The following is a 24,866-nucleotide window of genomic DNA, read 5'->3' as shown; positions in this document are numbered from 1 at the left end:
GGCCCCAACACCCAGAGGCGATCCCGTGAACCATCACGACTTCAAGAAGGCGACCCTGTATCGCCCCGAATTCGAGAAGGACAACTGCGGCTTCGGGCTGATCGCGCATAGGGACGGCGAGGCGAGCCACTGGCTCGTGGAGACCGCCATTGGCGCGCTCACCCGCCTGACCCATCGCGGCGCCGTGGCCGCCGACGGCAAGACCGGCGACGGCTGCGGGCTGCTCATGAAGCTCCCCGAGACCTTCCTGCGGACCGTAGCGGCGGAGTCCGGCATGGAGCTGGCAGGGCGCTTCGCCGCCGGCTGCGTGTTCCTGGCCCGGGACGATGACGCCCGCGCCAGCGCCGGCCGCGAGGCCCTGGAGGCGGCGATCAGCGGCCACGGGCTGGCCGTGGCCGGCTGGCGCGAGGTGCCGGTGGACCCAGACGCCTGCGGCACCCAGGCCCTGGAGACACTGCCGCGCATCGAGCAGCTGTTCGTCAACGCGCCGGCCGACATCGACGAGCTGGAGTTCGAACGACGGCTGTTCTTCGCCCGCCGCGCCGCGGAGAAGGACATCGGCAACGACCCGGACTTCTATATCCCGAGCCTCTCGGGCCGGGTACTCTCCTACAAGGGCCTGGTGATGCCGGCCTATCTGCCGGAGTTCTACCGCGACCTCCAGGACCCGCGCATGGAGACCGCGCTGGTGGTCTTCCATCAGCGCTTCTCCACCAACACCCTGCCCCAATGGCGGCTGGCCCAACCGTTCCGGTATCTCGCCCATAACGGCGAGATCAACACCATCAAGGGCAACCGCAACTGGGCCATTGCCCGGGCGTACAAGTTCGAGACGCCGCTGCTGCCGGACATCGAGGCCATCCAGCCGCTGGTCAACCTCGAGGGCTCGGACTCCTCGAGCCTCGACAACATGCTGGATGTGCTACTCACCGGCGGCATGGATATCTTCCGGGCCATGCGGCTACTGATGCCGCCGGCGTGGCAGAACGTGGACACCATGGACGCCGACCTGCGCGCGTTCTACGAGTACCATTCCCAGCACATCGAGCCCTGGGACGGCCCGGCGGGCATCGTGCTCACCGACGGCCGCCACGCCGCCTGCGCCCTGGACCGCAACGGCCTGCGCCCGGCACGGTGGGTACTCACCCGCGACCGTCACATCACCCTGGCCTCGGAGGTGGGTGTCTGGGACTACGCGCCCGAGGACGTGGTCGCCAAAGGGCGGCTGAAGCCCGGCGAGATGCTGGCCGCGGACACCGAAACCGGCGAGCTGCTGCTGCCCGACGATATCGACGATCGGTTGAAGAAGCGCCAGCCCTACAAGCGCTGGCTGCAGCAGCACGCCCGCAACCTCAAGTCCCGGCTCAACGGGCAGGGCGAGCGACGCGGCCTCGCCGCCGGCGAGCTGGACGTCTACCAGAAGCAGTTCGGGGTGAGCTTCGAGGAGCGTGATCAGGTCCTGCGGGTGCTCGCCCAAGGCGGCCAGGAGGCGGTCGGCTCGATGGGCGACGACACCCCCATGCCGGTGCTCTCCCGGCAGATCCGGCCGCTCTATGACAGCTTCCGCCAACAGTTCGCCCAGGTAACCAACCCGGCCATCGATCCGCTGCGCGAGCAGATCGTGATGTCCCTGGAGACCTGCTTCGGCCGGGAGAAGAACCTCTTCGAGGAGTCCGAGGCCCACGCCCGACGGCTGGTGGTGGACTCGCCGATCCTCTCCGACGAGAAGTACCGCGCGCTGCTCGAGCAAACCGACGAGGAGTACCAGCACATCGTCCTGGAGCTCAGCCACGGCGAGGACGAGGACCTCGCCGGTGCCCTGGAGCGATTGTGCGAGCAGGCCGAGGCCGCGGTCCGCGACGGCACCACCGTCCTGGTGCTCTCCGACCGCGGGCTCTCCCGCGAGCGCATCCCGGTCCACGGACTCCTGGCTACCGGGGCAGTGCATCACCACTTGGTTCACCGGGGTCTGCGCTGTGACGCCAACCTCGTGACGGCCACCGGCACCGCCCGCAACTCCCACGAGTGCGCGGTGCTCATCGGCTACGGCGCCACCGCCGTCTACCCGTACATGGCCTACGAGGTCATCCAGGATATGGCCCACTCCGGCCAGCTCCAGGGCACGCCGCTGGCCGAGCTGCTGCGTAACTACCGCAAGGGCGTGAACAAGGGCCTGTACAAGATCCTCTCCAAGATGGGGATCTCCACCGTCACCAGCTATCGCGGGGCGCAGCTCTTCGAGATCGTGGGCTTCGCCGACGAGGTGGTGGACCGCTGCTTCCCGGGCAGCATCAGCCGGGTGCAGGGCGCCGGCTTCGCCGACCTGGAGGCGGACCAGCGGGCGCTGCACGAGCGGGCCTGGCGGCGCAGCCAGCCCCTCGATCAGGGCGGGCTATTGAAGTACGTCCACGGCGGCGAGTACCACGCCTTCAACCCGGACGTGGTCCGTACCCTCCAGGAGGCGGTCTACACCGGCGAGTACGATCGCTACCGGGAGTTCTCCGAGACGGTGAACACTCGTTCGATGGCCACCTTCCGCGACCTGTTCCGCCTCAAACCGGGCACTGAAGCCATCCCCGTGGAGGAGGTGGAGCCGCTCACCGAGATCCTCAAGCGCTTCGATTCCGCGGGCATGTCCCTGGGCGCGCTCTCGCCGGAGGCCCACGAGGCACTGGCCATCGCCATGAACCGCCTCGGCGGGCGCTCCAACTCCGGCGAGGGCGGCGAGGACCCGGCCCGCTACGGCACCGAGCGGATGTCGAAGATCAAGCAGGTGGCCTCGGGCCGCTTCGGCGTGACCCCGCACTACCTGGTCAATGCCGAGGTGCTGCAGATCAAGGTGGCCCAGGGCGCCAAGCCCGGCGAGGGGGGCCAACTGCCCGGGCACAAGGTCAACCATATGATCGCGCGGCTGCGCTACTCCAAGCCGGGAGTGGCCCTGATCTCGCCGCCGCCCCACCATGACATCTATTCCATCGAGGATCTCGCGCAGCTGATCTTCGACTTGAAGCAGGTCAACCCGCGGGCCCTGGTTTCGGTGAAGTTGGTCGCCGAGCCCGGTGTGGGCACCGTGGCCGCCGGCGTGGCCAAGGCCTATGCCGACCTCATCACCATCGCCGGCTACGACGGTGGCACCGGGGCGAGCCCGCTGACCTCGGTGAAGTACGCCGGCACACCCTGGGAGCTGGGGCTGACCGAGACCCATCAAACGCTGCGTGCCAACGACCTGCGCGACAAGGTCCGGTTGCAGACCGACGGCGGGCTAAAGACCGGCCTAGACGTGATCAAGGCGGCCATCCTCGGCGCCGAGAGCTTCGGCTTCGGCACCGCCCCGATGGTCGCCATGGGCTGTAAGTACCTGCGCATCTGTCACCTCAACAACTGCCCGACAGGGGTGGCGACCCAGCAGAAGGTGCTACGGCTCAAGCATTTCGTGGGCACACCGGAGCGCATCGCCAACTACTTCACTTTCGTCGCCATGGAGGTCCGCGAGCTCCTCGCCAGCCTCGGCGTGCCCTCGCTCGAGGCGCTCATCGGCCGGCTGGATCTCCTCGAGCAGCGCGAGCCCGAGACCGAACGCCAGGGTCGGCTCGACCTCTCGCCCATCCTCTCGGACGGCGGGATCGGCGCCGACAAGCCACAGCACTGCATGAGCCCGAGCAACGACCCCTTCGACAAGGGCGAGCTCGCCGAGCGGATGGTCCACGACGCCCTGCCGGCCATCGAGTCCGGCCGCGGCACCGAGCTCGAATACAACGTGCGCAACAACGACCGCTCCATCGGGGCCCGGCTGTCCGGGGAGATCGCCCGGCGCTACGGCAACGACGGCCTACCCGGCGAGCCGTTGGTGTTGCGGCTCACCGGCACCGCCGGCCAGAGTTTCGGCGTGTGGAACGCCGCCGGGCTGCATATGCACCTCGCCGGCGATGCCAATGACTACGTGGGCAAGGGTATGGCCGGCGGCAAGCTGGTCATCCACCCGCCGCAGGGCAGTACCTTCGCCAGCCAGGAAACCGCCATCATCGGCAACACCTGCCTCTACGGCGCCACCGGTGGCCGGCTGTTCGCCGCCGGCACCGCCGGCGAGCGCTTCGCGGTGCGCAACTCCGGCGCCCATGCGGTGGTCGAGGGCATCGGCGATCACGGCTGCGAGTACATGACCGGCGGCGTGGTGTGCGTGCTCGGGACCACAGGATTGAACTTCGGTGCCGGCATGACCGGTGGCTTCGCCTTCGTGCTGGATCTCGAAAACCGCTTCGTGGACCGCTACAACCACGAGCTCATCGATATCCACCGGATCCGCTCGGAGGCCATGGAGGCCCACCGCCACTACCTTCGCGAGATGATCGAGGACTACGTCGACGAGACCGGCTCGGCATGGGGCCGGGAGGTCCTCGAGAACTTCCGCGACTACGTGGGACGGTTCTGGCTGGTCAAGCCCAAGGCGGCGGACATCCACGAGGTGCTGGACACCCTGCGCCAGGCCGCCTGAGCCATCGATAACCCGGGTGTGGGGTCGTCGCCCCGTGCCCCCGAAGCGAAGCGAGCTATGGGTAACAATTTTCAGTTCATCGAGGTGCCGCGGCAGGATCCGGACAAGAAGCCCGCCGCCGTGCGCAAGGTCGAGTTCAAGGAGATCTACGGCAACTTCGACAGCGAAACCGCCGCCGCCCAGGCGGACCGCTGCGTCGAGTGCGGCAACCCCTACTGCGAGTGGAAGTGCCCGGTCCACAACTACATCCCCAACTGGCTGAAGCTGGTCGCCGAAGGCAACCTCTTCGAGGCCGCGGAGCTCTCCCACAAGACCAACACCCTCCCCGAGGTTTGCGGCCGGGTCTGCCCCCAGGACCGTCTCTGCGAGGGCGCCTGCACCCTCAATGACGGTTTCGGCGCGGTGACCATTGGCTCGGTGGAGCGCTACATCACCGACGAGGCCTTCAAGCAGGGCTGGCGCCCGGACATGTCCGGCGTGGTGAAGACCGGCAAGCGGGTGGCCGTGGTGGGGGCCGGGCCCGCCGGCCTGGGCGCCGCGGACATCCTGGTGCGCAACGGCGTCGACGCGGTGGTCTTCGACCGATACCCGGAGATCGGCGGCTTGCTCACCTTCGGCATCCCGCCCTTCAAGCTGGAGAAGGAGGTCATCGCCACCCGCCGCCAGGTCATGGAGGGCATGGGCGTGGAGTTCCGGCTCGGCGTGGAGATCGGCCGGGACATCACCTACGAGCAGCTGGAGGCGGAGTTCGACGCCGTCTTCCTAGGCATGGGCACCTACAATTCCATGCGCGGCGGCTTCCCCGGCGAAGACAAGGACGGCGTCTACGAGGCCCTGCCCTTCCTGGTCTCCAACATTAACCGTCTCATGGGCTTCGAGCGGGACCGCTCCGAGTACATCGACATGCGCGGCAAGCGTGTGGTCGTGCTCGGCGGCGGCGACACCGCCATGGACTGCAACCGCACCTCCCTGCGCCAGGGCGCGAAGAGCGTTACCTGCGCCTACCGCCGCGACGAATCCAACATGCCCGGCTCGCGCCGCGAGGTCTATAACGCCAAGGAGGAGGGCGTGCAGTTCCGCTGGAACCGCCAGCCCGTGGAGGTCGTCGGGGACGGCCGGGTGGAGGGCGTCAAGGTCATCGAGACACAGCTCGGCGCCCCGGACGAACGCGGCCGCCGGCGTCCCGAGCCGGTCCCCGGCACCGAGGAGGTCATCCCGGCCGACCGCGTGCTCATCGCCTTCGGCTTCCGGCCGGACCCGGCGGACTGGTTCACCGAGCACGGCATCCACGTGGATGATCGCGACCGGGTGGTGGTGGACAAGGACGGGCGCTGTCCCTACCAGACCGGCAATCCCCGGGTCTTTGCCGGCGGCGACATGGTGCGCGGCTCCGACCTGGTGGTCACCGCCGTGTGGGAGGGCCGCGAGGCGGCCAAGGGCATCCTCGCCTACCTCGGCGTCTGAGCCACGGGCGGGTTTCCGTCGGGCATCCCCGGTACGGGAGCGTCGGCGGCCAGGGATGGCCGGCGACGAGCGTACACGGACGTATTCACAGCCTCTCCCGTGCCGGGGGGCCCGACAGGAAACCAATCGGGCCGTGCTACACTGCGGCGCGTCATTCAGCTGGCCGGAACACCACCGTGAGCGAGCTCCACAACGACAGACTGCTCCGCGCCCTCGCCCGTGAGCCGGTGGACCGCACTCCCGTCTGGATCATGCGCCAGGCGGGGCGTTACCTGCCGGAGTACCGCCGGGTGCGCGAGCGCGCCGGCAGCTTCATGGCCCTGTGCCAGGACCCGGAACGTGCCTGCGAGGTGACGCTGCAGCCGCTGGAGCGCTTCCCCCTGGACGCGGCCATCCTGTTCTCCGACATCCTCACCGTGCCCGATGCCATGGGGCTGGGCCTGTACTTCGAGCCCGGCGAGGGGCCACGCTTCGAGCGCCCGCTGCGCGACGTGCAGGCCATCGACGCCCTGCCCGCCCCCGACGTGGGCACCGAGCTCGCCTATGTCACCGATGCCATACGCCTGGTCCGCCGGGAACTCGCCGGGCGAGTGCCCTTGATCGGCTTCAGCGGCAGCCCCTGGACGCTGGCCACCTACATGGTGGAGGGGGGCTCCAGCCGGGATTTCCGCCACATCAAGGCGCTGGCCTACGATGAACCCGCGGCCCTGCACCGGCTGCTCGCCCGCACCGCGGACGCGGTCACCGACTATCTCAACGCCCAGAGTGCCGCCGGCGCCCAGGCGCTGATGATCTTCGACACCTGGGGCGGGGCCTTGGCCCATGACGCCTACCGGGAGTTCTCCCTCACCTACGCCCGCCGCGTCATCGATGGCCTGGTTCGCGAGCGCGAGGGCCGGCGGGTGCCGGTGGTGTTCTTCACCAAGGGCGGCGGGCTGTGGCTGGAGGCGATGGCGGAATCCGGTGCCGACGGCCTCGGGCTGGACTGGACCGTGGACCTGGAAGAGGCCCGGCGGCGGGTGGGCCATCGCGTGGCCCTGCAGGGCAACCTGGATCCCAGCGTCCTCTATGCCCGCCCCGCCGTCGTCCGCGAGCAGGTCGCCCGGGTGCTCGCGGAGTACGGCTCCGGATCCGGACACGTCTTCAACCTCGGCCATGGGGTGCACCCGGAGATCCCCCCGGCGCATGTCGCCGCCATGGTCGATGCGGTCCACGAGCTCAGCCCGGCCTATCATGGCCAGTAGGGAACACGCCCAACGCAGGCGCGGTGGCGTGCGGGTACTCTCCGCCGGCGTGGCCGTGGTGCGCCGCGAGGGCGGCGAATGGCGGCTGTTGCTGCTGCGCGCCTATCAGTACTGGGACTTCCCCAAGGGCAAGGTCGAGGCCGGCGAGACGCCCTTGGAGGGCGCAAGGCGCGAGGTGGCGGAGGAGACGGGGATCACGGAGCTGGATTTCCGCTGGGGCGAGGACTACTTCGAGACCGGCCCCTACGCCCGGGGCAAGGTGGCCCGCTACTACATCGCCGAGACGCCGGAGAAACGTGTCACCATGGGCATCAACCCGGAGCTCGGGCGCCCGGAGCATCACGAATACCGGTGGGTCGGCTTCGATGAGGCCTTCCGGCTGGCGTCGCCGCGGGTCCGCCGGCTCCTGCGCTGGCTGCGCCGGCGTATCGACCCCGAACATGCCGGGGACGAAGGCGCGGGCTGATCAGCCGCCGATCCGCGCCTCCTCGCCGGCGACGATGCGCCGGATATTACCCCGGTGGCGCCACCACACCAGCACGGTCATCGCCGCGGTGGCCAGCGCCAGGGCGGGCATCCCGGTGAGCACACCGACATACAGCGGGGCCAGCAGGAAGGCCACTAGGGCCGCCAGCGACGAGATTCGGAACAGCGCCGCCACCAGCAACCAGGTCGCCACCGTGGCCGCCAGGGCCAGAGGCGACCAGCCGAGCAGGACACCGAGGCCGGTAGCCACCCCCTTGCCACCCCGGAAACCGAAGAACACCGGATAGAGGTGGCCGAGGAAGGCGGCGAAACCGCTGGCGCCAACAACGGCGGGGCCGATCCCGATCCCGAGGGCAAGCCAGACCGGGATCGCCCCCTTGAGGAAATCCCCCGCCAGGGTCAGCGCCGCCGGCAGCCGCCCGCCGACGCGGAGCACGTTGGTGGCGCCGGGATTGCCGGAACCCTTGCCGCGGGGATCCGGCAGCCCCGCCAGGCGACAGACCACGATGGCCGAGGACACCGAACCCAGGAGATAGGCGACAACGATCCATGCCCATTCGATCATGGCGCCATTCCAGCCCCCCGACGCCCCCGGGTCAAGCACGGCGCCGGCGGGCAAGCGGCCGTCGCGCCCGCGGTTGGTCAGCCGCCACCCCGCCCCGGTATGATAGCGCCACCCATCGCAGGACCACCGCCATGGACCGTGTATTCATCGAAGGCCTAGAGCTGCGCGCCCGCATCGGCGCGTGGGAATGGGAACGGCAACTGCAGCAACGCCTGCGCCTGGACTTGGAGCTGGGGACGGACACCCGGGCGGCCGCGGCCAGCGACGCCCTGGAGGACGCCGTGAGCTACTCCGCCGTGGCGGAGTGCCTGTGCGAGCGGGCCGCCACCACGGACTACCGCCTGCTAGAGGCCCTGGCGGAGGACCTGGCGGCACACCTGCGGGAGCACTTCCCGGTACGCTGGCTGCGGCTGACCCTGCACAAGCCCGGGGCGGTGGCCGGCGCGCGCTCCGTCGGTGTCTGCATTGAACGCGGCGAGGTCGCCACCCCATGACGCGCGCCTACATCAGCATCGGCAGCAACATCGACCGGGAACGCAAGGTGCGTTCGGCGCTGGCGGCATTGCGCGAGCGCTTCGGCACCCTCCACGTCTCTCCCATCTATGAGACCACGGCGCTGGGCTTCGAGGGCGACGACTTCCTCAATCTCGTGGTGGGCGTCGACACCGAGCTCGATCCCGAGGCACTGACCGTCGCGCTCAAGACCATCGAGCACGATCACGGCCGGCGCGGCCAGGGTGAGGGCCGTTGCGGCGCGCGGACCCTGGACCTGGACCTGCTGCTCTGGGGCGACGCCCCCTACCACAACGGGCGCATCCATCTGCCCCGCGACGAGATCCTGCGCTACGCCTTCGTACTGCGGCCGCTGGCGGAGCTCGCCGGCGAGCGGCACCACCCGGAGCTCGGACGGAGCTTCGCCTCGCTGTGGGCGGAATTCGAAGCCGATGATCAGCCCATGCGCCGGGTCGAGCTCGAGAACGCCCTGTGAGCGAGGGACCACCGCTCCCCGATCCGGATGCCCGGGCCCACAGTGAGGCGCTGGTCCGACGCATCGTCGCCGCCATCGAGGAGGCCGGCGGGGCGATCGGTTTCGACCGGTTCATGGCCATGGCGCTCTACGAGCCGGGCCTCGGCTACTACAGCGCAGGGCAGGCGCGCTTCGGGGCCGGCGGCGACTACACCACCGCACCGCTGACCTCGGCGTTGTTCTCCCGCACCCTGGCACACCAATGTTCCGAGGTGCTGGCGGTGACCGGCGGGGATATCCTGGAATTCGGCGCCGGCACCGGACGCATGGCCGCCGATCTCCTCACCGAGCTCGCAGCGCTGGGACGCCTGCCGGAGCGCTACCGCATACTCGAGGTCAGCGCCACGCTGCGTGCCGAGCAGGCCACTGCCCTGGCCAAGGCCCTGCCGGCGGACGTATACCGCCGGGTGGAATGGCTCGACGGCCTTCCCGGTAACCCCTTCAACGGGGTGATACTGGCCAACGAGGTCCTGGATGCCATGCCGGTGCGACGGTTCCAGACCGGTTCGGATGGACCCTGGGAGCTCGGCGTCACCCACCGTGGCGGTACCCTGGAATACACCCTGATCGCCGCCGACGAGACCCTGCGCCGCGCCGTCCAGGCCATAGAGGCGGACCTCGGCGCACCACTGCCCGAAGGCTACACCAGCGAGTACTGTCCCGGTGTCGGGGGTTGGATGGCCGCGCTATCGGGCTGCCTGGACCGGGGTACGGCCCTGCTCATCGACTACGGCTACCCGCGCCGGGAGTACTATCACCCCCAGCGCTCCATGGGCACGCTGCTATGCCACTATCGCCACCGCGCCCATGACGACGCCCTGTGGTATCCCGGCCTGCAGGACATCACCGCCTCGGTGGACTTCACCGCGGTGGGCCGGGCCGCCATGGATACGGGCCTGGATCTGCTCGGCTTCACCACCCAGGCCCACTTCCTGCTCGGTGCCGGGCTGCCGGCGCTGCTGGAGGCGGAGATGGCCGCCGATGCGGAGAGCGGGGCCATTCTGGCCCAACAGGCCAAGACCCTGATGATGCCCGCCGGCATGGGCGAGCGCTTCAAGGTCCTCGCCGCCGGCCGGGGTATGGACAGCGCACTGTCCGGCTTCCGCATCGCGGAGCAGGGTGGCCGGCTCGGCCTGGGCCCGGCCGGGCCGAACTGAGGGCATGGACTGGCTGCAGGCCCTCTGCCTCGGCATCGTCCAGGGACTCACCGAGTTCCTCCCGGTCTCCAGCTCCGCCCATCTGATCCTGGTGCCGGTGCTGACCGGCTGGCCCGACCAAGGCCTCGCCTTCGACGTGGCCGTTCACGTGGGCACGCTAGTCGCGGTGCTCGCCTACTTCCGCACCACCCTGGTCACCCTGGCTGCGGACACCCTGGGGAGCCTGCACCAACGCCGGCTCCAGGGCGAGGGCCGACTCGGTGCCATGATCCTGCTGGCCACCCTGCCGGTGATCACGGTGGGCCTGCTCCTGGACGAGGCCACCGAGACCCTGCTCCGAGGGCCGCTGGTGATCGCCGGGGCCAACCTCGTCTTCGCGGTCCCCCTGTGGCTCGCCTGGCGCTTCGGCCGCGGGCGCGCCCAAGAGCATGCCATCGGTGCCGGAGCGGCATTGCTCATCGGCCTCGCCCAGTGCCTGGCGGTGATCCCGGGTACCTCCCGCTCCGGCGTCACCATGACCGCCGGCCTCGCCCTCGGCCTGGCACCCACCGCCGCGGCACGGTTCTCGTTCCTGCTGTCCATCCCCACCATCGCCTTGGCGGGGGGCTGGAAGGCGCTGGGTCTCATCACCGGTGACGCCCCGGTACACTGGGGGGCACTCGCCATCGGCACGCTCAGCTCCGCGCTAGCCGCCTATGCCTGTATCGGCGCGTTCCTGGCGTTGCTCGCGCGCGTCGGCATGACCCCGTTCGTCGCCTACCGCCTGGCGCTCGGTGCGGTGCTGCTGGCGCTCTTCCTCTAGCGCTCAGGAAACCAGCGCCATGACCACCAGTGTCAGGGCCTCGGTGAGCACCATGGCCGCGCCGACGGTATCCCCGGTGATGCCGCCGAGGCGCCGCAGGAACGCCGCCCGCAGCGCGTAGACGAGCACCAGCGCCACCGCCACGGCGAACAGGCCCTTCCATCCGGCGAGCAGGCTCACCGCCAGGGCCGCGCCCAGAGCCAGCCGGACGCCGGTGACGTCGATATGCCGGGCGAGCGCCGCACCCAGGCCCTCCCGGCGTACATAGGGGGTGGTCAGGAACAGCAGCGGTGCCACCGCCCGACTGAGCACCCCGGCGACAACCACCGGCAGCCAGTGCCCGGCCTCCACCAGGCTGGCCAGCGCCGCCAGCTCCACCATGAGCACGGTACCAATGGCCACCACCCCCACCGGTCCGCAGTAGGGGTCCTTCATGATCGCCAGGGTCCGCGCCCGGTCACCGAGGCCACCCACCCAGGCATCCGCGGTATCGGCCAACCCATCCAGGTGCAGCGCGCCGGAGAGCCCCGCCAGCACCGCCACCGCCAGGGCGGCCGCGAGCACCGGCGTATCCCAGGCGACACCCACCACTGCGGCGGCCGCGCCGCCGATCGCCAGGCCGACCACCGGGTACCAGGCCAGCGAACGCCCCACGGCGGCGGCGTCCACGTCACCCACGGCCACCGGCAACCGCGTAAGGAAGACGAAGGCGATGCGCAGCGGCATGCTCATAATCGCTCCCGGGCGTGGTAGACCAGGCTCGGGCTCACTCGGCCGTTGATATCCGACTGCACGCGAAAGCGGGTGAGCGCGGCATTGGGCACCTCCAGGCGCAGGGCCGCGGCAAGGGGCATATCCAGCAGCGCGGCGGTGAGCACCCGGATCAGGCCGCCATGGCCCACCAGCAGGGCACGGCGGCAATCGCGGGCAAGCAGCGCCTCCCAGCCGGCCAGCAGACGCCCGCGGAAGGCCTCCAGGGACTCCCCGCCCGGCGGTGTACCCGCCACCGGGTCCGCCCAATACCCACTCAGCTGCTCCGGGCTCTGGGCCAGGATCTCGGTGACCGTGCGCCCCTCCCATTCCCCGAAAGAGATCTCGGCGAAGCGGGGCTCCACGACCAACCGGATGGCATGGCGGGCCGCGAGCGACTCGGCGAAGGCCCGGCAGCGCGTGAGCGGCGAGGTGACCACCAGGTCCCAGGGGGCGGCGTCACCGACGGCCGCCCACATCTGCCGCCAGCCCTGCTCCGAGAGGGGGTCGTCACGATGGCCACGGTAGCGCTGGCCGCCCACGGGCATGCCGTGGCGGATCAGGTCAACGAAACGCGCATCTTGGGTTTCTATCCGCTGCATCCCGCCTCCCCAGCCGCCACCGCCGCCTCGGCAAAGGTGGCCATGCCGCCATGCAACGCACAAGCCAGGCGCAACAGCGGCACCGCCACCGCCGCCCCGCTGCCCTCGCCAAGTCGCATGCCGAGATCCAGCAGCGGCTCCCCGCCCAGCGCTTCGAGGACCGCACCATGGCCAGGCTCCGCGGAGCGGTGGGCGAACAGCAGCCACGGGGCGAGATCCGGTTGGCGGCGCACCGCCGCAAGGGCCGCGACGCTGGTGATGAAACCGTCCACCAGGGTGGGCACGCCCTCCGCGGCGGCCTGCTCCATGGCCGCCGCCAGGGCCACGATCTCGAAGCCGCCGAGGCGCCGCAGGGCCTCGTCCGCGCCCGACAGCGCAGCACCATGGCGCTCCAGCCCCTGGCGGATCACCGCTGCCTTGTGGGCCCGACCAGTGGCGTCCAGGCCGGTCCCGGGACCGGTGAGCGCCCCCGGCTCCGCGCCGAGCAATGCGCAGGCCACCGCCGTCGCCGCGGTGGTGTTGGCGATCCCCATCTCGCCGCCGATGAGCAGCCGTGTCCCGCCGGCGGCCGCCTCCGCCGCGACCTCCCGACCGGCCTCGTCTGCCGCGGCGAACGCGGCCTCGTCCATGGCCGCACCGACGGTGAAATCATCGGTGCCCCTGCCCGCCCGGCGCAGCCGCACGCCGGCCGGCACCGCGTAGTCGGTGGCAGTGCCAACGTCCACCACCTCCAGCGCCGCTCCCAGCTCCCGGGCGAGCACGCTGACCGCGGCACCGCCGGCGGCGAAATTCGCCACCATCTGTACCGTCACCTCCGCCGGGAAGGCAGACACCCCGCGGGTCACGACACCGTGATCCGCGGCAAACACGAGGATGCGGACGTCGTCGAGTACCGGGCAGATACGTCCCTGCAGGCCGGCCAGGCGTACCGCGAGCGACTCCAGCCGGCCCAGCGCACCCGGCGGCTTGGTCAGCTCCGCCTGACGGGCGGCGGCGCGTTCCATCGCATCACGATCCGGTGGCGGGATGACAACGCTCATAAGTCGTCCTTCAGCGTCAGCGGCAGCCCGGCGGTCACCAACACCACTCGCTGACAGCACGCGGCAAGCGCCTGATGCAGACGCCCGCCCTCGTCCACGAACCATCGGGAGATGGGATCGGCGGGGATGACCCCACCGCCCACCTCGTTGCTCACCATCACCACACTGCCGGGCAACGCCGGAAGGAGCTCCAACAAGGCGCTCCGCTCCGCCGCCCAGGCGTCCGGCCGCTCGAGGAAACGCACCAGCCACAGGGTCAGGCAATCGACGATCAGGCAGCGCCCGGCGGCGGCCTCGGCGTCGATGGCGGCGGCCAGGGATTCCCCGGTCTCCCGGGTGTACCAGTGGGCGGGCCGGCGGGCTCGGTGCCGGGCGATGCGCTCGCGCATGCCGGCATCGCCGGGATCCGCGGTGGCGAGGTAGACCACCTCGTCACCGGTGGCCGCCGCCAGCGTCTCCGCATAGCGGCTCTTGCCCGACTTGATGGCGCCGAGGACCAGCGTGTGCACCGTCCGCTCCCGCAACCCTGGAGAGCGGCGAGGATACGGCACCGGTGGCCGCGGTTACCAGGGTCCCCTTGGACCGGCGATCCCGGGCGACGCATACTTGGGCGTTTAACAGCCATCCGGAAGAAAGAGAGTCAGCATGGAGAAACGCCCACTCGGACGTACCGGCGTTACCGTCAGTCGCCTGTGCCTCGGCACCATGACCTGGGGCCACCAGAACACGGAGGCGCAGGCCCACGCCCAGATGGACCTCGCCCACGAGCGCGGGATCGACTTCCTGGACACCGCCGAGATGTACCCCGTGCCCAGCCACGAGGACACCTGGGGGACCACCGAGCGCTACATCGGCAGCTACTTCGCCGCCGGCGCACCCCGCGATCGCTTCTTCATTGCCACCAAGTGTTCGGGCCCCGGGATCAAGTACATCCGCGACGGGGCACCGAGCTACGACGCCGGGGGGCTGCGCGAGGCCCTGGAAGGGAGCCTACGGCGGCTGGGCACCGACTACGTGGACCTCTACCAGCTGCACTGGCCCCGACGGCGGAGCAACTACTTCGGCCGGCTCGGCTACGAATACCCCAGCGAGGATCGGGACCCCGCCATCGAGGAGACCCTGCGCGCCCTCGCCGGTCTGGTCGACGAGGGCAAGGTCCGCTATGTGGGCGTGTCCAACGAGACCCCCTGGGGCGTGATGAGCTTCCTGCGCCTGGCGGAGAAGTACGACCTGCCCAGGGTGGTCTCGGTGCAGAACCCCTATAACCTGCTCAATCGCACCTTCGAGGTGGGGCTGGCCGAGATCGCCCACCGCGAGGGGCCCGGCCTGCTGGCCTACTCACCGCTGGCCTTCGGCGCCCTGACGGGCAAGTACCTGGACGGCGCCCGGCCGGAGGGTGCCCGACTGACGCGCTATAGCCACTTCCAGCGCTACCTGGGCGAGCCCGGCGAATCGGTGACCGCGCGCTACGTGGCCCTGGCCCGGGAGCACGGACTGGACCCCGCGCAGATGGCGCTCGCCTACGTGAGCTCGCGGCCGTTCCTCACCAGCAACATCGTCGGCGCCACCTCCCTGGCGCAGCTGGAGACGAACCTCGCCAGCGAAGAGCTCGACCTCTCCGACGAGGTGCTCACGGGGATCGAGGCCATCCATCACGATAACTCCAATCCCTGCCCGTGACGCCGCGGATCTGCCGCCCGTCAGGCCGCCGTTGCACAGCGACGGCGGGCTTCCTATACGTGGGGCGAGCATTTCGACGAGTGCACCTCGCGGAGGTGGGGAGGTCGGAAATGGCGATGGGCGGCGAACCGGTCATCGGCGACTGGTACATGGCGGCGGGCGGTGACACCTTTGAGGTAGTGGCCTACGACCCCGACGATCAGAGCGTGGAGATCCAGTACTTCGACGGGGCCGTGGAAGAGCTGGATCTCGACAGCTGGCATGAGATCCATGCCAGCCCCATCGAGCCCCCCGAGGACTGGTCCGGCTCCATGGACGTCAGCCGCGAGGATTCGGGCCTGGACGACATCCTCTCCGCCCATTCCCTGAACAGCCCGCTGGACGACCCCGAGCTCTGAACCGCCTCATCCGGCGCGGTTGCGGCCACGCCGGAACAGCCGCGGATTGCGCTCGATGAATGCCTGGATCCACGCCTCCAGGAACGACTTCCTCCCGTGGCTCATGTACCACCAGCCGAACACACTGATGGCGAGAGCCCCAAGGGTATCGACGATGAGGTCCCACATGGTGTCGGTCAGCCCCGAGGGGTCGCCCAGCATAGGCTTTTGCATTCGTGTACCGGCGAGCTGGTCCATCGCAAACTCGAAGATCTCCCAGAGCGTACCCACGGCCACTGCGAACAGGAACGCGAACAGTGCGACAAAGCGCGGGTGCAGGTGCATGCCCACCCGCTCGCTCTCGTTGAGCACGTAGACGAGCAGGAAGCCCAGGATCCCCAACAGCAGGCCGGAGCCCGCATGCAGGGCGATGTCCCACCACCAGATACGCTCATAGTAGCTGTGGATCTCACCGAGGAACAGCGCGGCGAAGATGAACAGCACCGTCAGCAGCTGCAGCTCCGCCGGGACGTGGACACGGAACCGGCGGCCCAGCCGCGCGGGCACCAGGGTGACCCCCATGATGGCGGCCACTAGCAGCGCCGTGCCCCAGTGGCCCTCGGCGACGGCAACGCCGAGCTCCACCAGCATGATGAGCTGGACGATGGCCAGCACCGTCCAGTGGATGCGGGTGGCGCGGTCGATCCGCGGGCTCGGTGATCGCTGCATGGCCTGCCCCCTGCGTGACTTGCGGCACAGGGTACCCGCCATGGCCCGCCTCGACAGCCCTTGCTTGCCGCGGCCCCGAGCCGGGGACTACTCTGAAGGCGAACCGCAGCGCCGGATGGAGAGCCATGAGCACCACCACGGACTCCCAGGAGATCACCTTGCGCCAGCCCACTGCGGAGGACGGTGCGCCGTTGCATGCGCTGGTACGGGAATGCAAGCCCCTCGACGAGAACTCGGTCTACTGCAACCTCCTGCAGTGCACCCATTTCGCGGACACCTGCATCGTCGCGGAGAAAGGCGGCCGGCTGGTGGGCTTCGTCACCGGCTACCGCATGCCGCGGGATCCGTCCATCTATTTCCTGTGGCAGGTAGGCGTCGCCGCCGGCGGGCGCGGTCATGGCCTGGGGCGACGGATGATCCAGTCCATCCTCTCCCGGGACAGCTGCCGCGGCGTGACCGAGCTGAACACCACCATCACCCGCTCCAACACCGCCTCCCGGGCGCTGTTCGCGGCCGTGGCCGAGGCGGAGGGGGCGCAGATGAGCGAGCATGAGTACTTCACCGCGGAGCACTTCGGCGGGGCCGGCCACGAGGCCGAGTACCTGTTTCGCATCGCCCCGCTGAGCTCGCCACCCCGGGGGTGAGCGGCATGCGGGTCGGCCCGGTGGGGCACGGCCCCGCGATTTCCCGGCAACGGAGCGGCAAGCATGTATGACTTCCTCGAGCAGGCCAACGCCCTGCTGCGGCGCGCCGGCGAACACGGCGGCATCGACCCCGCGGTGGTCGAGCTGCTGTCGGGCCCGTTGAAGGTGCTCTCCTTTCGCATCCCGTTGAAGATGGACGACGGGCGCCGCCGTATCTTCGAGGCCTACCGGGTACGCCACAACGATGCCCTCGGCCCGTGCCGGGACGGCACCCGGATCGCCCCCCACGTCACGGCGGGGGAAGTGAAGGCCCTGGGGCTGCTGATGACCGTCAAGCATGCCGCCGGCCATATCCCTGCCGGCGGCGGCAAGGGCGGCATCGTCGCTGACCCGCGGCAGCTCAGCGAACGCGAATACGAACGGCTGTGCCGGGCGTATATCCGTTTCCTTCGCCCGGCGGGACCCGCCCTGGACGTGCCCGGCGCCGACATAGGCACCAACGCCCGGACCATGGCCTGGATGCTCGACGAGTACGAACAGATCACCGGCGGGCACTACCCCGCGGCGATCAACGACAAGCCCGCGATCCTCGGCGGCTCCCTGGGCGGGGCCGAGGCCACGGGCCGGGGCGTCTTCGACGCGACGGCGAAGGCGGTGGACGACATGGGCCGCGACCTGGACGACACCACTGCGGCGGTGCAGGGCCTCGGGCAGGTGGGCGCGGTCGTCGCGGCGATGCTCCACGAAGCGGGCTGCCGGGTGGTGACGGTCTCCGACAGCCGTGGCGCCATACACCGCGGGGACGGCCTCGATATCCCTGCCGTCCGCGAACACGCGACCGCCAACGGTACCGTCACCGGCTTCCCCGGCGCGGAGCCGCTCAGCAACGCGGCGCTGCTCACGGGCGCCTGCGACATCCTCATCCCCGCCGCCGTGCAGGGCGTGATCACCGCCGACAACGCCGCCGCGATTCAGGCCGGACTACTGGTGGAGGCGGCCAACGGCCCCACCACCCTGGAGGGCGAGGAGATCCTCCTCGAGCGTGGCGTGCGCATCGTGCCCGACATCATCGCCAACAGCGGCAGCGTCCACGTCTGCCAGATGGAACGCACCCAGGGCCTGTACGACGATTACTGGGATGCGGACACCATCAATGGCCTGCGCCGCAAGCGCCTGCTCGATGCCTACCAAGCGGCATTGCACACCGCCCACGGCCATGACCTGCGCTCGGTACGGCTGGGCGCGTGGATCAATGCCCTCAAGCGTGTGGAAGAGGCAATCCACCTGCGGGGGTGGTGCTAGCGGGGGATATGGAGGTCCTCGCCGCCCGCCGGCGAGCAGCGGATCGACGGGTCCGAGCGGGCGATCAGCTCCATGGTCACCGCCGCGTTGCGCACCCGCTCTCGGATCATGCGGTCATGATACTCGGGAGGATTCCAGGGGGCGTAGATCTCGGCCTCCGAGGGCCCCGGCTCGAACTTGAAGTAGCACGGCGAGGCCACGCGAGCGATCTCGGCGGCCTCGTGGAAGCGCACAAACCCGCCCATGGCGTTGACCAGGCACATGTATACATCCATGGGTATAGAGATGCTCTGGCGTACGGCGGCAAGCATGGGCACCGTGAGGTCCGCCAGCGGGTTGAAGGTATCAGCGCCGAGACGCTCCGCCACGCGGGCGCCGGCGGGATTGGCCTGGCCCGCGAACACGGAGAGCTTGAAGATGGTCTCGGGCGGGATCACCGAGCGGCTGCGGAGCTCGTCGAGCAGCCACAGCAGACCCTCGTCGGCCACCAGGAAGCCGCGGAACCCCGCCTCCAGGCAGCGCTCCAGGTCCGCCAGCCACTGGCGGACCCCGTCCATGCCCCGGAGTCGCATCCCGGAAACCAGGCCCTCCGCCGTGGTGATCTGGCGGCCGGTATCCCAGCCCCGCCGGGGCCCCAGGGTCATCACCACCTCGATTCGAGCCTCCCGGGCGAGGACGGCGAATTCCTCCAGCTCGGAGCGCGTCAGATAGGTGGCCCCGCCGACAGTGGCAATGATTCGGTGGACCGGCACGCCCTCACGGGCCGATTCGGCGGTCAATGTCCGCAGCGCGGAGACGCGTTCCACCCCGGAGATCTCGATACGGTAGTGACCGCCGTCCGGGAACGCCTGGCCCGAGGGCGTCAACGCATAGCCATCCCGTTCGGGAAGTCCCAGCGCTTCCAGTGCTTCCTCCAGGCCCTGCATGGCATATCCCCCACGGTGAGATCGTCACGGCAACGGTCAACGTCTAGCATAGGCGTGGAATGGCCGATACGCGAGGTACGCCCATGCCACGGACCAGCGCCGAGCTCATCGCGGACCCGGTGGGGCGCTTTCCCCACGCCACCGTGGCCTGCTTCGACGCCACCCGCGGGGAATTGCCGCGGCGCCACCTGGACCCGGAGCGGATGCGGGCATTCCTTGAGCGGCTCGCGGAGCGGGGCGTCGAAGGGTTGCTCATCGCCTCGTCCACCGGCCAGGGGCACCTACGCACCGTCGAGGAGCTCACCGAATGGTTCGAATGCGCCGCGTCGGCCCACATTGGGGAGGCTGTCCCCATGGCCCTGCTCCGTCCCGAGGACGGCGAGGCCGCCAACACACGGCTGATGGATCAGGTCGCGGGACAGGGCTATCCGGTGGTCTTCCTGCGCCCCGGCACCGATCTGCCCCCCGACGCCGATGGTGCCCGGGTGGCGGCCTCGCTGGCACCATTGGTGGCGGCCGCCGCGGATCGCGGGCTGGCGGTGGGCTTGTACTCCATCTCCGATGTCAGCGGATTGCCCCTGTCGCCGGAGGCCACCGCCCGTGTGCTGGCGGGGCCCGGCGGTGGGCACATCGTCGCGGTCAAGGTCACAGAAGTGGACTACGCCGCCAGCACCGCGCGCTTCCTGGCCGATCCCCGGCTGCAGCGCCTCAAGATCGTCCAGGGCTGGGACCCGCATCTGGCGCAGGCCCTGCAGGACGGGCCTGGCCATGATCCGGCGGGCCGCCCACGCGCCGGGATCACCTCCGGTGCCATGTCCTTCGCCCTGGAACAGTACCTCCACATCCTGTCCGCAGCAGCCGCGGGGGATTGGCGGGAGGTGCAGCGAGCACTGGAGGCAGTGACCCGGCTGTTCCGGGCCATGCAGGACGACCCGCGCCACTTCCCGGACCTACAGCGGGCCAAGTACATCATGGGACTGGGCCAGCCCCTCATCGGCACGGTGGAGGCCGGCCAGGCGGCCCGGATACTCACCGCCCTGGAGGCTCTGCCCCGCGCCGAGGACCGGGTCCGCATCGCCCGCAGCCTGGACCTGATGGGCGACGGGCCCTTTCATGGCGAGCTGCGGGCGCTTGCCGACACCGGCGGCGGCCGTGAGGGCCGCCAGTAGCGACTGAGCATGGGCTTGACGCTGATGCCGTGGACGAGGATCGACATCGTGACCACGATCAGGGTGACGTGGATCAGCTCCAGGGCCAGCGACTCCTCGACGCCGTGATTGATCGCATACATCAGATAGTACAGCGAACCGATGCCACGCACCCCGAACCAGGCGCTCATCCAGCGCATCCGCCGCGGGGACCGGCTGCCGAGCAGCCCCACCCACACGCCCAACGGACGCGCCACCAGGAAGAGGAACGCCGCGGTAGCCACGGCCCGCCAGCTCCAGGAATCCAGGAACAGCGTGCCGCCGACCAGCAGGATCACCACCACCTCGCTGAGTCGTTCCAGCTGCTCCTTGAACAGCAGTGAAGAGTCGGTGACCCGCGCACCCGCCGAGGCCGAGGCTCGAAGCTCGGTCCGTCGCAGGGCCACGGCCGCGGCAAACACGGCCAGGAAACCGTAGGCATCCACCAGCACACAGACACCGTAGACCGCGCCGATGAGCCCCAGGCCCAGGAAGTCATCCATCAGCGCGACCCCCGGCCGGGAGCGCCGGAGGTACGCAGCGACATGACCAAGCACCACGCCGGCTGAGACACCGATAGCCACACCCGCGGCACTGGCCCAAAGCACGTCCCGCACCAGCCAGCCTAGGCCGGCCTCGCCCAGCGGGTGCAGGCCCAGCAACCCCATCCCCAGAAGGAAGAAGGGAAAGGCGGTGCCGTCGTTGAGGCCCGCCTCCGAGGTGAGCGCCAGCCGCAACCGGTCCCGGTCGCCGGGGTGGCGCACCTGCACGTCGGTAGCCAGTACCGGGTCCGTTGGGGCAAGGATGGCGCCCAGCACCACGGCGGCGCCCAGTGGCAGACCTAGCACGAGGTTGCCGAAGGCCGCCATCACCGCGATGGTCACCCCGAGCGCCACCGTGGCCAGCATCACCGTATTCCGCCAGCGCCACGGGCTGAAAGGACCCGGCATTTTCACACCGGCGGTGTACAGCGACAGCAGCACCGCCAGCTCGGTGACAAGCTCCAGGACCTCCGACTGCTTGAGGGGATTGAAGTGATAGGCGCCGAGCAGGGTGGGGCCCGCAACGAAGCCGATGCCCAGGTACACCATCGCCGTGGTGATCGGCAGGCGCTCGAACAGCCACCGGGTCAGGCCCATGGCCAGGAACAGCAGACCGATGAATAGGAAGGCGGGAGCGGATTCCATGATCCGGCCTCGTCTGCGACGACGGGCAGCCAGCCTATCCCGAAGGCAAGGCACTCACCACTGCAGCGCGTGGCTGCTGCCCTGCCCCCGGCGACCGTCGTCAGCCCGCGACGTGGGCCCGGACGCTGCAAGCCCCGCAAACGGAAACGGACACAGCACCTTGCCGCACGGATACTGGAATGCTATCGGTAGGCGATTGATATCTCGTCTACCATACTAGGGTCAGTGACGCCGGACGGCGACACGTCTCCATGATCCGAGCACGCAGTCGACAAGGAGAGGATTCATGTACCGAAAGATCATGGTGCCGGTGGACTTGGCGCATGTGAACGCCATTCAGCCGGCGCTGACCACCGCGGCGGATCTCGCCCGCCACTACGGCGCCGAGGTCTGCTACGTGGGGGTGACCGCCACCACGCCCGGCACGGTGGCCCGCACCCCCGAGGAGTACCAGCAAAAGCTCGACGCCTTTGCCCAAGAGCAGGGGCAGGTGCATGGGCAGAAGGCCAGCGCCCGGGTGATCACCTCGCCGGATCCCGTCGCCGACCTCGACGATGTACTCCTGGAGGCCATCGAGGACGTGGGGGCGGACCTGGTGGTCATGGCGACCCACCTGCCGCGTCATCTCGACGCCGTCATGCCGGCCCACGGCGGTAAGATCGCCACCCACACCGAGGTCTCGGTGTTCCTGGTGAGGCCACCTGCCGAACAGGGCTAGGGCTGCCGCACTGAGGCACAACACCCAGAATAAGGAGAGAGAGCCGTGGCAAACGAGCCGAACGATAACAACGGGCAGGGGCCCGAGGAGGGCTCCACCGGTGTGCCCGCGCCGGAGGGCCCCGCCAATCTCATCGACACGGACTACGTAATCGGGCAGGACAACGTCACCACCCGGAAGTTCGGAGTGGACGTGGACCTGCACGGCAAGGTCTTCAGCATCTCCTCGCTGGTGATCCTGTTCTTCGTCATCATCACCCTGGCCTTGCAGGCCCAGATGGATCCGGTATTCAACGGCCTGCGCACGTGGATAACCGGCAACCTTGCCTGGTTCTTCCTGCTGGCCGGGAATATCTTCGTGATCCTCTCCATCGTGCTCATATTCACGCCCTTGGGACGGGTACGCCTGGGCGGGTTGCACGCCACACCGGACTTCGGCTATCCGGGCTGGTTCGCGATGCTCTTCGCCGCGGGCATGGGCATCGGATTGATGTTCTACGGGGTCTCTGAGCCCATCACCCACTTCGGCACCGCCCTCGGCGGGACCTCCATGGAGGGCGGCGTCCGCACCGACTGGGCACCACTGGGGGCCGCCGCCGGTGACCAGGCCGCGGCAACGCAGCTCGGCATGGCCGCCACTATCTTCCACTGGGGGCTCCACCCCTGGGGCATCTACGCCATCGTGGCGTTGGCCCTGGCGCTGTTCTCCTTCAACAAGGGCCTGCCGCTGACCATGCGCTCGGTGTTCTACCCCATTCTCGGCGAGCGTGTCTGGGGCTGGTGGGGTCACATCATCGACATCCTGGCGGTATTCGCCACGCTGTTCGGTCTCGCCACCTCACTGGGGATCGGTGCCTCCCAGGCGGCTGCAGGGCTGGAGTACCTGTTCGGCCTGCCCAACAACGATGTCACCATGGTGGTGCTGGTCATGGGCATCACGGCAGTGGCCCTGGGCTCCATCGTGCTGGGCGTGGACAAGGGCGTGCAGCAGCTCTCCAAGTTCAACATGGTGCTGTGGTTGGTGCTATTGCTGTTCGTGATCGTGGTGGGGCCATCGCTGCTCATCGCCACCGGCTTCTTCGAGAACCTATGGAGCTACGTGGTCAACCTGCCGGCCCTGTCCAACCCCTTCGGCCGTGAGGACAGCAACTTCATGGAGGGCTGGACGGCCTTCTACTGGGCCTGGTGGATCTCCTGGTCGCCCTTCGTTGGCATGTTCATCGCCCGGGTGAGCCGTGGCCGGACGGTGCGTGAGTTCATGATCGCCGTGCTGCTGGTGCCCACGGTCATCTCCGTGCTCTGGATGAGCGCCATGGGCAACACCGCCATCGAGCAGGTGGTGGGCCAGGGCATCGAGGCGGTGCAGGACGCGAGCCTGGAGCTGCAGCTGTTCGTGATGCTCGAGCAGATGCCCCTGGCGGCGATCACCTCCTTCGTCGGCATCGTGCTGGTGATCGTTTTCTTCGTCACCTCCTCGGACTCCGGCTCCCTGGTGATCGACTCCATCACCGCCGGCGGCAAGGTGGACGCGCCCAAGCCCCAGCGCATCTTCTGGGCCATCATCGAGGGCGCTATCGCCATCGCGTTGCTACTCGGCGGCGGCCTGGGCGCCCTGCAGGCGGCGGCCATCTCCACGGGCCTGCCGTTCACCCTGGTGCTGCTGGCCGCTTGTTACGCGGTGGTCAGGGGGCTGATGGACGAGCCCCGGGGCTGACACCCAACAGTGGCGGACAAGGGGCGGCCGCGGCCGCCCCTTTTTGATTCAGCACCACAGCTCACCGACCGGAGTCTCCGGGCTGTGGTGCGCCGCGATCTGTGCCTGCAATAACTCCGCCGTGGCCAGTGCGTCCACCAGGGCGTGATGGGCATGATACGGCGGCAGGCCGTAGCGGGCGCGGCTGTCGTTGAGGCGGATGGAGACCGGGGGCCTACCCAGCCAGCGGCGCACCCTCGATGGCAGGGACGTGCGATAGCGTTGCGCTTCCAGCGCCATGGTGTCGATCATGGGGAAGAGCAGGTGTTCCCCCAAGCGCTCCCACACCGCCGCATCGAGGAATGTACGCTCGATGCGGCAGTAGTGGGCCACTGCGACGCGGCCGGCCAGGCCGTCCAGCACCTCGCCGAGCACTGCGGAGAGATCCGGGGCATTCTCGATATCCGCATGGGTGATATGGTGGAAGGTCACCGACCGTTCCTCCAGCGCCCGCGAGGGGTGCAGCACCCAGTAACGGCGCCCCGAGACCTGGATGCGCCGCAGGGTAAACGGGACCACGCCGATGCTGACGATGGCGTGGCGGGCCTCGTCCAGGCCCGTGGTCTCCATGTCCAGGGCTACCAGCGGGGTCTCGCCGATAGGCGTCTCCGGGGCCGGCACACCGGCCGCGTAGAACCGCGCCAGCCGCGGTGACAGCGCCCGTGCCGCACGGTCCCCCATGTAGGCGGGCCAGGTGCCGCTGTCCGCCAGGTGCCCGCGTCGCCACCACGCCAT

Annotated in this window: 24 protein-coding genes; 15 read left to right on the top strand and 9 right to left on the bottom strand. The window is 69.4% G+C overall.

Annotated elements, in window-relative coordinates; genetic code table 11:
- Positions 1 to 25: 25 nt before the first annotated feature.
- The 4 genes from gltB (at position 26) to ACQ754_RS07455 (ending at position 7,666) form a co-directional block, all read left to right on the top strand.
- A complete protein-coding gene (gene gltB, locus ACQ754_RS07470; RefSeq protein WP_440996378.1) occupies positions 26 to 4,492 on the top strand; it encodes a glutamate synthase large subunit in 4,467 nt (1,488 codons plus the stop codon).
- A gap of 57 nt (positions 4,493 to 4,549) precedes the next feature.
- A complete protein-coding gene (locus tag ACQ754_RS07465; RefSeq protein ID WP_440996377.1) occupies positions 4,550 to 5,956 on the top strand; it encodes an FAD-dependent oxidoreductase in 1,407 nt (468 codons plus the stop codon).
- Between the two features lie 176 nt (positions 5,957 to 6,132).
- Positions 6,133 to 7,200, top strand: coding sequence for a uroporphyrinogen decarboxylase (hemE, locus tag ACQ754_RS07460; RefSeq protein ID WP_440996376.1), 1,068 nt, complete (start codon positions 6,133 to 6,135; stop codon positions 7,198 to 7,200).
- A 28-nt stretch (positions 7,201 to 7,228) separates the two neighbouring features.
- Positions 7,229 to 7,666 (top strand): NUDIX domain-containing protein, encoded by a 438-nt coding sequence (locus tag ACQ754_RS07455; protein WP_440996375.1) that lies wholly within the window; start codon positions 7,229 to 7,231, stop codon positions 7,664 to 7,666.
- Here ACQ754_RS07455 and plsY read toward each other — a convergent pair whose 3' ends face one another.
- Entirely contained in the window at positions 7,667 to 8,251 is a 585-nt protein-coding gene (plsY, locus tag ACQ754_RS07450; protein ID WP_440996374.1) for a glycerol-3-phosphate 1-O-acyltransferase PlsY, read from the bottom strand.
- Between the two features lie 131 nt (positions 8,252 to 8,382).
- On the opposite strand from plsY, the gene folB reads away from it, so the two are divergent.
- Genes folB through ACQ754_RS07430 form a run of 4 tightly spaced genes read left to right on the top strand, consistent with a single transcriptional unit; the run spans position 8,383 to position 11,237 of the window.
- Positions 8,383 to 8,745 carry a dihydroneopterin aldolase gene (gene folB / locus ACQ754_RS07445; protein WP_440996373.1) on the top strand — a complete coding sequence of 121 codons (363 nt, stop codon included), beginning with the start codon at positions 8,383 to 8,385 and terminating at the stop codon, positions 8,743 to 8,745.
- A complete protein-coding gene (folK, locus tag ACQ754_RS07440; RefSeq protein ID WP_440996372.1) occupies positions 8,742 to 9,239 on the top strand; it encodes a 2-amino-4-hydroxy-6-hydroxymethyldihydropteridine diphosphokinase in 498 nt (165 codons plus the stop codon). Before folB ends, folK begins: the two co-directional genes overlap by 4 nt.
- Positions 9,236 to 10,435, top strand: a complete 1,200-nt coding sequence (locus tag ACQ754_RS07435; RefSeq protein ID WP_440996371.1) for a class I SAM-dependent methyltransferase — start codon at positions 9,236 to 9,238, stop codon at positions 10,433 to 10,435. The genes folK and ACQ754_RS07435 overlap by 4 nt, the downstream gene beginning before the upstream one ends.
- A gap of 4 nt (positions 10,436 to 10,439) precedes the next feature.
- Complete coding sequence (locus tag ACQ754_RS07430; protein WP_440996370.1) at positions 10,440 to 11,237, top strand: undecaprenyl-diphosphate phosphatase; 798 nt, start codon at positions 10,440 to 10,442, stop codon at positions 11,235 to 11,237.
- A 3-nt stretch (positions 11,238 to 11,240) separates the two neighbouring features.
- Here ACQ754_RS07430 and cobS read toward each other — a convergent pair whose 3' ends face one another.
- From cobS to cobU, 4 genes are read right to left on the bottom strand one after another with little or no spacing between them, the layout of a single operon-like run.
- Positions 11,241 to 11,969: an adenosylcobinamide-GDP ribazoletransferase gene (cobS, locus tag ACQ754_RS07425; protein WP_440996369.1), complete on the bottom strand. Its 729-nt coding sequence runs from the start codon at positions 11,967 to 11,969 to the stop codon at positions 11,241 to 11,243.
- A complete protein-coding gene (locus tag ACQ754_RS07420) occupies positions 11,966 to 12,589 on the bottom strand; it encodes a histidine phosphatase family protein (RefSeq protein ID WP_440996368.1) in 624 nt (207 codons plus the stop codon). The genes cobS and ACQ754_RS07420 overlap by 4 nt, the downstream gene beginning before the upstream one ends.
- Positions 12,577 to 13,629 carry a nicotinate-nucleotide--dimethylbenzimidazole phosphoribosyltransferase gene (cobT, locus tag ACQ754_RS07415; RefSeq protein ID WP_440996367.1) on the bottom strand — a complete coding sequence of 351 codons (1,053 nt, stop codon included), beginning with the start codon at positions 13,627 to 13,629 and terminating at the stop codon, positions 12,577 to 12,579. The genes ACQ754_RS07420 and cobT overlap by 13 nt, the downstream gene beginning before the upstream one ends.
- Positions 13,626 to 14,138, bottom strand: coding sequence for a bifunctional adenosylcobinamide kinase/adenosylcobinamide-phosphate guanylyltransferase (cobU, locus tag ACQ754_RS07410; protein WP_440996366.1), 513 nt, complete (start codon positions 14,136 to 14,138; stop codon positions 13,626 to 13,628). The genes cobT and cobU overlap by 4 nt, the downstream gene beginning before the upstream one ends.
- A gap of 136 nt (positions 14,139 to 14,274) precedes the next feature.
- Here cobU and ACQ754_RS07405 point away from each other — a divergent pair, with 136 nt between their 5' ends.
- Complete coding sequence (locus ACQ754_RS07405; protein WP_440996365.1) at positions 14,275 to 15,309, top strand: NADP(H)-dependent aldo-keto reductase; 1,035 nt, start codon at positions 14,275 to 14,277, stop codon at positions 15,307 to 15,309.
- Between the two features lie 110 nt (positions 15,310 to 15,419).
- Positions 15,420 to 15,707, top strand: coding sequence for a DUF6763 family protein (locus ACQ754_RS07400; protein ID WP_440996364.1), 288 nt, complete (start codon positions 15,420 to 15,422; stop codon positions 15,705 to 15,707).
- Positions 15,708 to 15,713: 6 nt separating this feature from the next.
- On the opposite strand, the gene ACQ754_RS07395 is transcribed toward ACQ754_RS07400, so the two are convergent.
- On the bottom strand, positions 15,714 to 16,415 hold the full coding sequence (locus ACQ754_RS07395; protein ID WP_440996363.1) for a hypothetical protein: 702 nt from the start codon (positions 16,413 to 16,415) through the stop codon (positions 15,714 to 15,716).
- Between the two features lie 125 nt (positions 16,416 to 16,540).
- Between ACQ754_RS07395 and ectA the strand changes: the two genes are divergently transcribed.
- The gene (gene ectA / locus ACQ754_RS07390) at positions 16,541 to 17,059 is read left to right on the top strand and encodes a diaminobutyrate acetyltransferase (RefSeq protein WP_440996362.1); all 519 of its coding nucleotides are present in this window, start codon (positions 16,541 to 16,543) and stop codon (positions 17,057 to 17,059) included.
- A 63-nt stretch (positions 17,060 to 17,122) separates the two neighbouring features.
- Positions 17,123 to 18,361 carry a Glu/Leu/Phe/Val family dehydrogenase gene (locus ACQ754_RS07385; protein WP_440996361.1) on the top strand — a complete coding sequence of 413 codons (1,239 nt, stop codon included), beginning with the start codon at positions 17,123 to 17,125 and terminating at the stop codon, positions 18,359 to 18,361.
- On the opposite strand, the gene ACQ754_RS07380 is transcribed toward ACQ754_RS07385, so the two are convergent.
- Positions 18,358 to 19,287 carry a hypothetical protein gene (locus ACQ754_RS07380; protein ID WP_440996360.1) on the bottom strand — a complete coding sequence of 310 codons (930 nt, stop codon included), beginning with the start codon at positions 19,285 to 19,287 and terminating at the stop codon, positions 18,358 to 18,360. The genes ACQ754_RS07385 and ACQ754_RS07380 overlap by 4 nt on opposite strands.
- 83 nt (positions 19,288 to 19,370) lie before the next feature.
- Between ACQ754_RS07380 and ACQ754_RS07375 the strand changes: the two genes are divergently transcribed.
- Positions 19,371 to 20,456, top strand: a complete 1,086-nt coding sequence (locus ACQ754_RS07375) for a dihydrodipicolinate synthase family protein (protein WP_440996359.1) — start codon at positions 19,371 to 19,373, stop codon at positions 20,454 to 20,456.
- On the opposite strand, the gene ACQ754_RS07370 is transcribed toward ACQ754_RS07375, so the two are convergent.
- Positions 20,399 to 21,661 carry a cation:proton antiporter gene (locus tag ACQ754_RS07370; RefSeq protein WP_440996358.1) on the bottom strand — a complete coding sequence of 421 codons (1,263 nt, stop codon included), beginning with the start codon at positions 21,659 to 21,661 and terminating at the stop codon, positions 20,399 to 20,401. The genes ACQ754_RS07375 and ACQ754_RS07370 overlap by 58 nt on opposite strands.
- Positions 21,662 to 21,947: 286 nt before the next feature.
- Between ACQ754_RS07370 and ACQ754_RS07365 the strand changes: the two genes are divergently transcribed.
- Positions 21,948 to 22,379, top strand: a complete 432-nt coding sequence (locus ACQ754_RS07365) for a universal stress protein (protein WP_440996357.1) — start codon at positions 21,948 to 21,950, stop codon at positions 22,377 to 22,379.
- Between the two features lie 45 nt (positions 22,380 to 22,424).
- Positions 22,425 to 24,092 carry a BCCT family transporter gene (locus ACQ754_RS07360; RefSeq protein WP_440996356.1) on the top strand — a complete coding sequence of 556 codons (1,668 nt, stop codon included), beginning with the start codon at positions 22,425 to 22,427 and terminating at the stop codon, positions 24,090 to 24,092.
- A gap of 48 nt (positions 24,093 to 24,140) precedes the next feature.
- Here ACQ754_RS07360 and ACQ754_RS07355 read toward each other — a convergent pair whose 3' ends face one another.
- Complete coding sequence (locus ACQ754_RS07355) at positions 24,141 to 24,866, bottom strand: 3'-5' exonuclease (protein WP_440996355.1); 726 nt, start codon at positions 24,864 to 24,866, stop codon at positions 24,141 to 24,143.

This window comes from Arhodomonas sp. SL1 (assembly GCF_052060015.1).
Lineage (GTDB): Bacteria > Pseudomonadota > Gammaproteobacteria > Nitrococcales > Nitrococcaceae > Arhodomonas.
Note: the sequence above shows the minus strand (reverse complement) of the source record. Positions and strands in the feature narration are given on the sequence as shown.

Bases quoted from the DNA above. Each gene is read 5' to 3' on its own strand.
- ACQ754_RS07405 (WP_440996365.1), top strand. From the start codon at position 14,275: ATGGAGAAACGCCCACTCGGACGTACCGGCGTTACCGTCAGTCGCCTG.
- plsY (WP_440996374.1), bottom strand. From the start codon at position 8,251: ATGATCGAATGGGCATGGATCGTTGTCGCCTATCTCCTGGGTTCGGTG.
- cobT (WP_440996367.1), bottom strand. From the start codon at position 13,629: ATGAGCGTTGTCATCCCGCCACCGGATCGTGATGCGATGGAACGCGCC.
- folK (WP_440996372.1), top strand. From the start codon at position 8,742: ATGACGCGCGCCTACATCAGCATCGGCAGCAACATCGACCGGGAACGC.
- cobS (WP_440996369.1), bottom strand. From the start codon at position 11,969: ATGAGCATGCCGCTGCGCATCGCCTTCGTCTTCCTTACGCGGTTGCCG.
- ACQ754_RS07355 (WP_440996355.1), bottom strand. From the start codon at position 24,866: ATGGCGTGGTGGCGACGCGGGCACCTGGCGGACAGCGGCACCTGGCCC.
- folB (WP_440996373.1), top strand. From the start codon at position 8,383: ATGGACCGTGTATTCATCGAAGGCCTAGAGCTGCGCGCCCGCATCGGC.
- ACQ754_RS07430 (WP_440996370.1), top strand. From the start codon at position 10,440: ATGGACTGGCTGCAGGCCCTCTGCCTCGGCATCGTCCAGGGACTCACC.
- ectA (WP_440996362.1), top strand. From the start codon at position 16,541: ATGAGCACCACCACGGACTCCCAGGAGATCACCTTGCGCCAGCCCACT.
- ACQ754_RS07395 (WP_440996363.1), bottom strand. From the start codon at position 16,415: ATGCAGCGATCACCGAGCCCGCGGATCGACCGCGCCACCCGCATCCAC.
- ACQ754_RS07400 (WP_440996364.1), top strand. From the start codon at position 15,420: ATGGCGATGGGCGGCGAACCGGTCATCGGCGACTGGTACATGGCGGCG.
- ACQ754_RS07375 (WP_440996359.1), top strand. From the start codon at position 19,371: ATGCCACGGACCAGCGCCGAGCTCATCGCGGACCCGGTGGGGCGCTTT.
- ACQ754_RS07380 (WP_440996360.1), bottom strand. From the start codon at position 19,287: ATGCAGGGCCTGGAGGAAGCACTGGAAGCGCTGGGACTTCCCGAACGG.
- ACQ754_RS07385 (WP_440996361.1), top strand. From the start codon at position 17,123: ATGTATGACTTCCTCGAGCAGGCCAACGCCCTGCTGCGGCGCGCCGGC.
- ACQ754_RS07370 (WP_440996358.1), bottom strand. From the start codon at position 21,661: ATGGAATCCGCTCCCGCCTTCCTATTCATCGGTCTGCTGTTCCTGGCC.
- ACQ754_RS07365 (WP_440996357.1), top strand. From the start codon at position 21,948: ATGTACCGAAAGATCATGGTGCCGGTGGACTTGGCGCATGTGAACGCC.
- ACQ754_RS07465 (WP_440996377.1), top strand. From the start codon at position 4,550: ATGGGTAACAATTTTCAGTTCATCGAGGTGCCGCGGCAGGATCCGGAC.
- ACQ754_RS07420 (WP_440996368.1), bottom strand. From the start codon at position 12,589: ATGCAGCGGATAGAAACCCAAGATGCGCGTTTCGTTGACCTGATCCGC.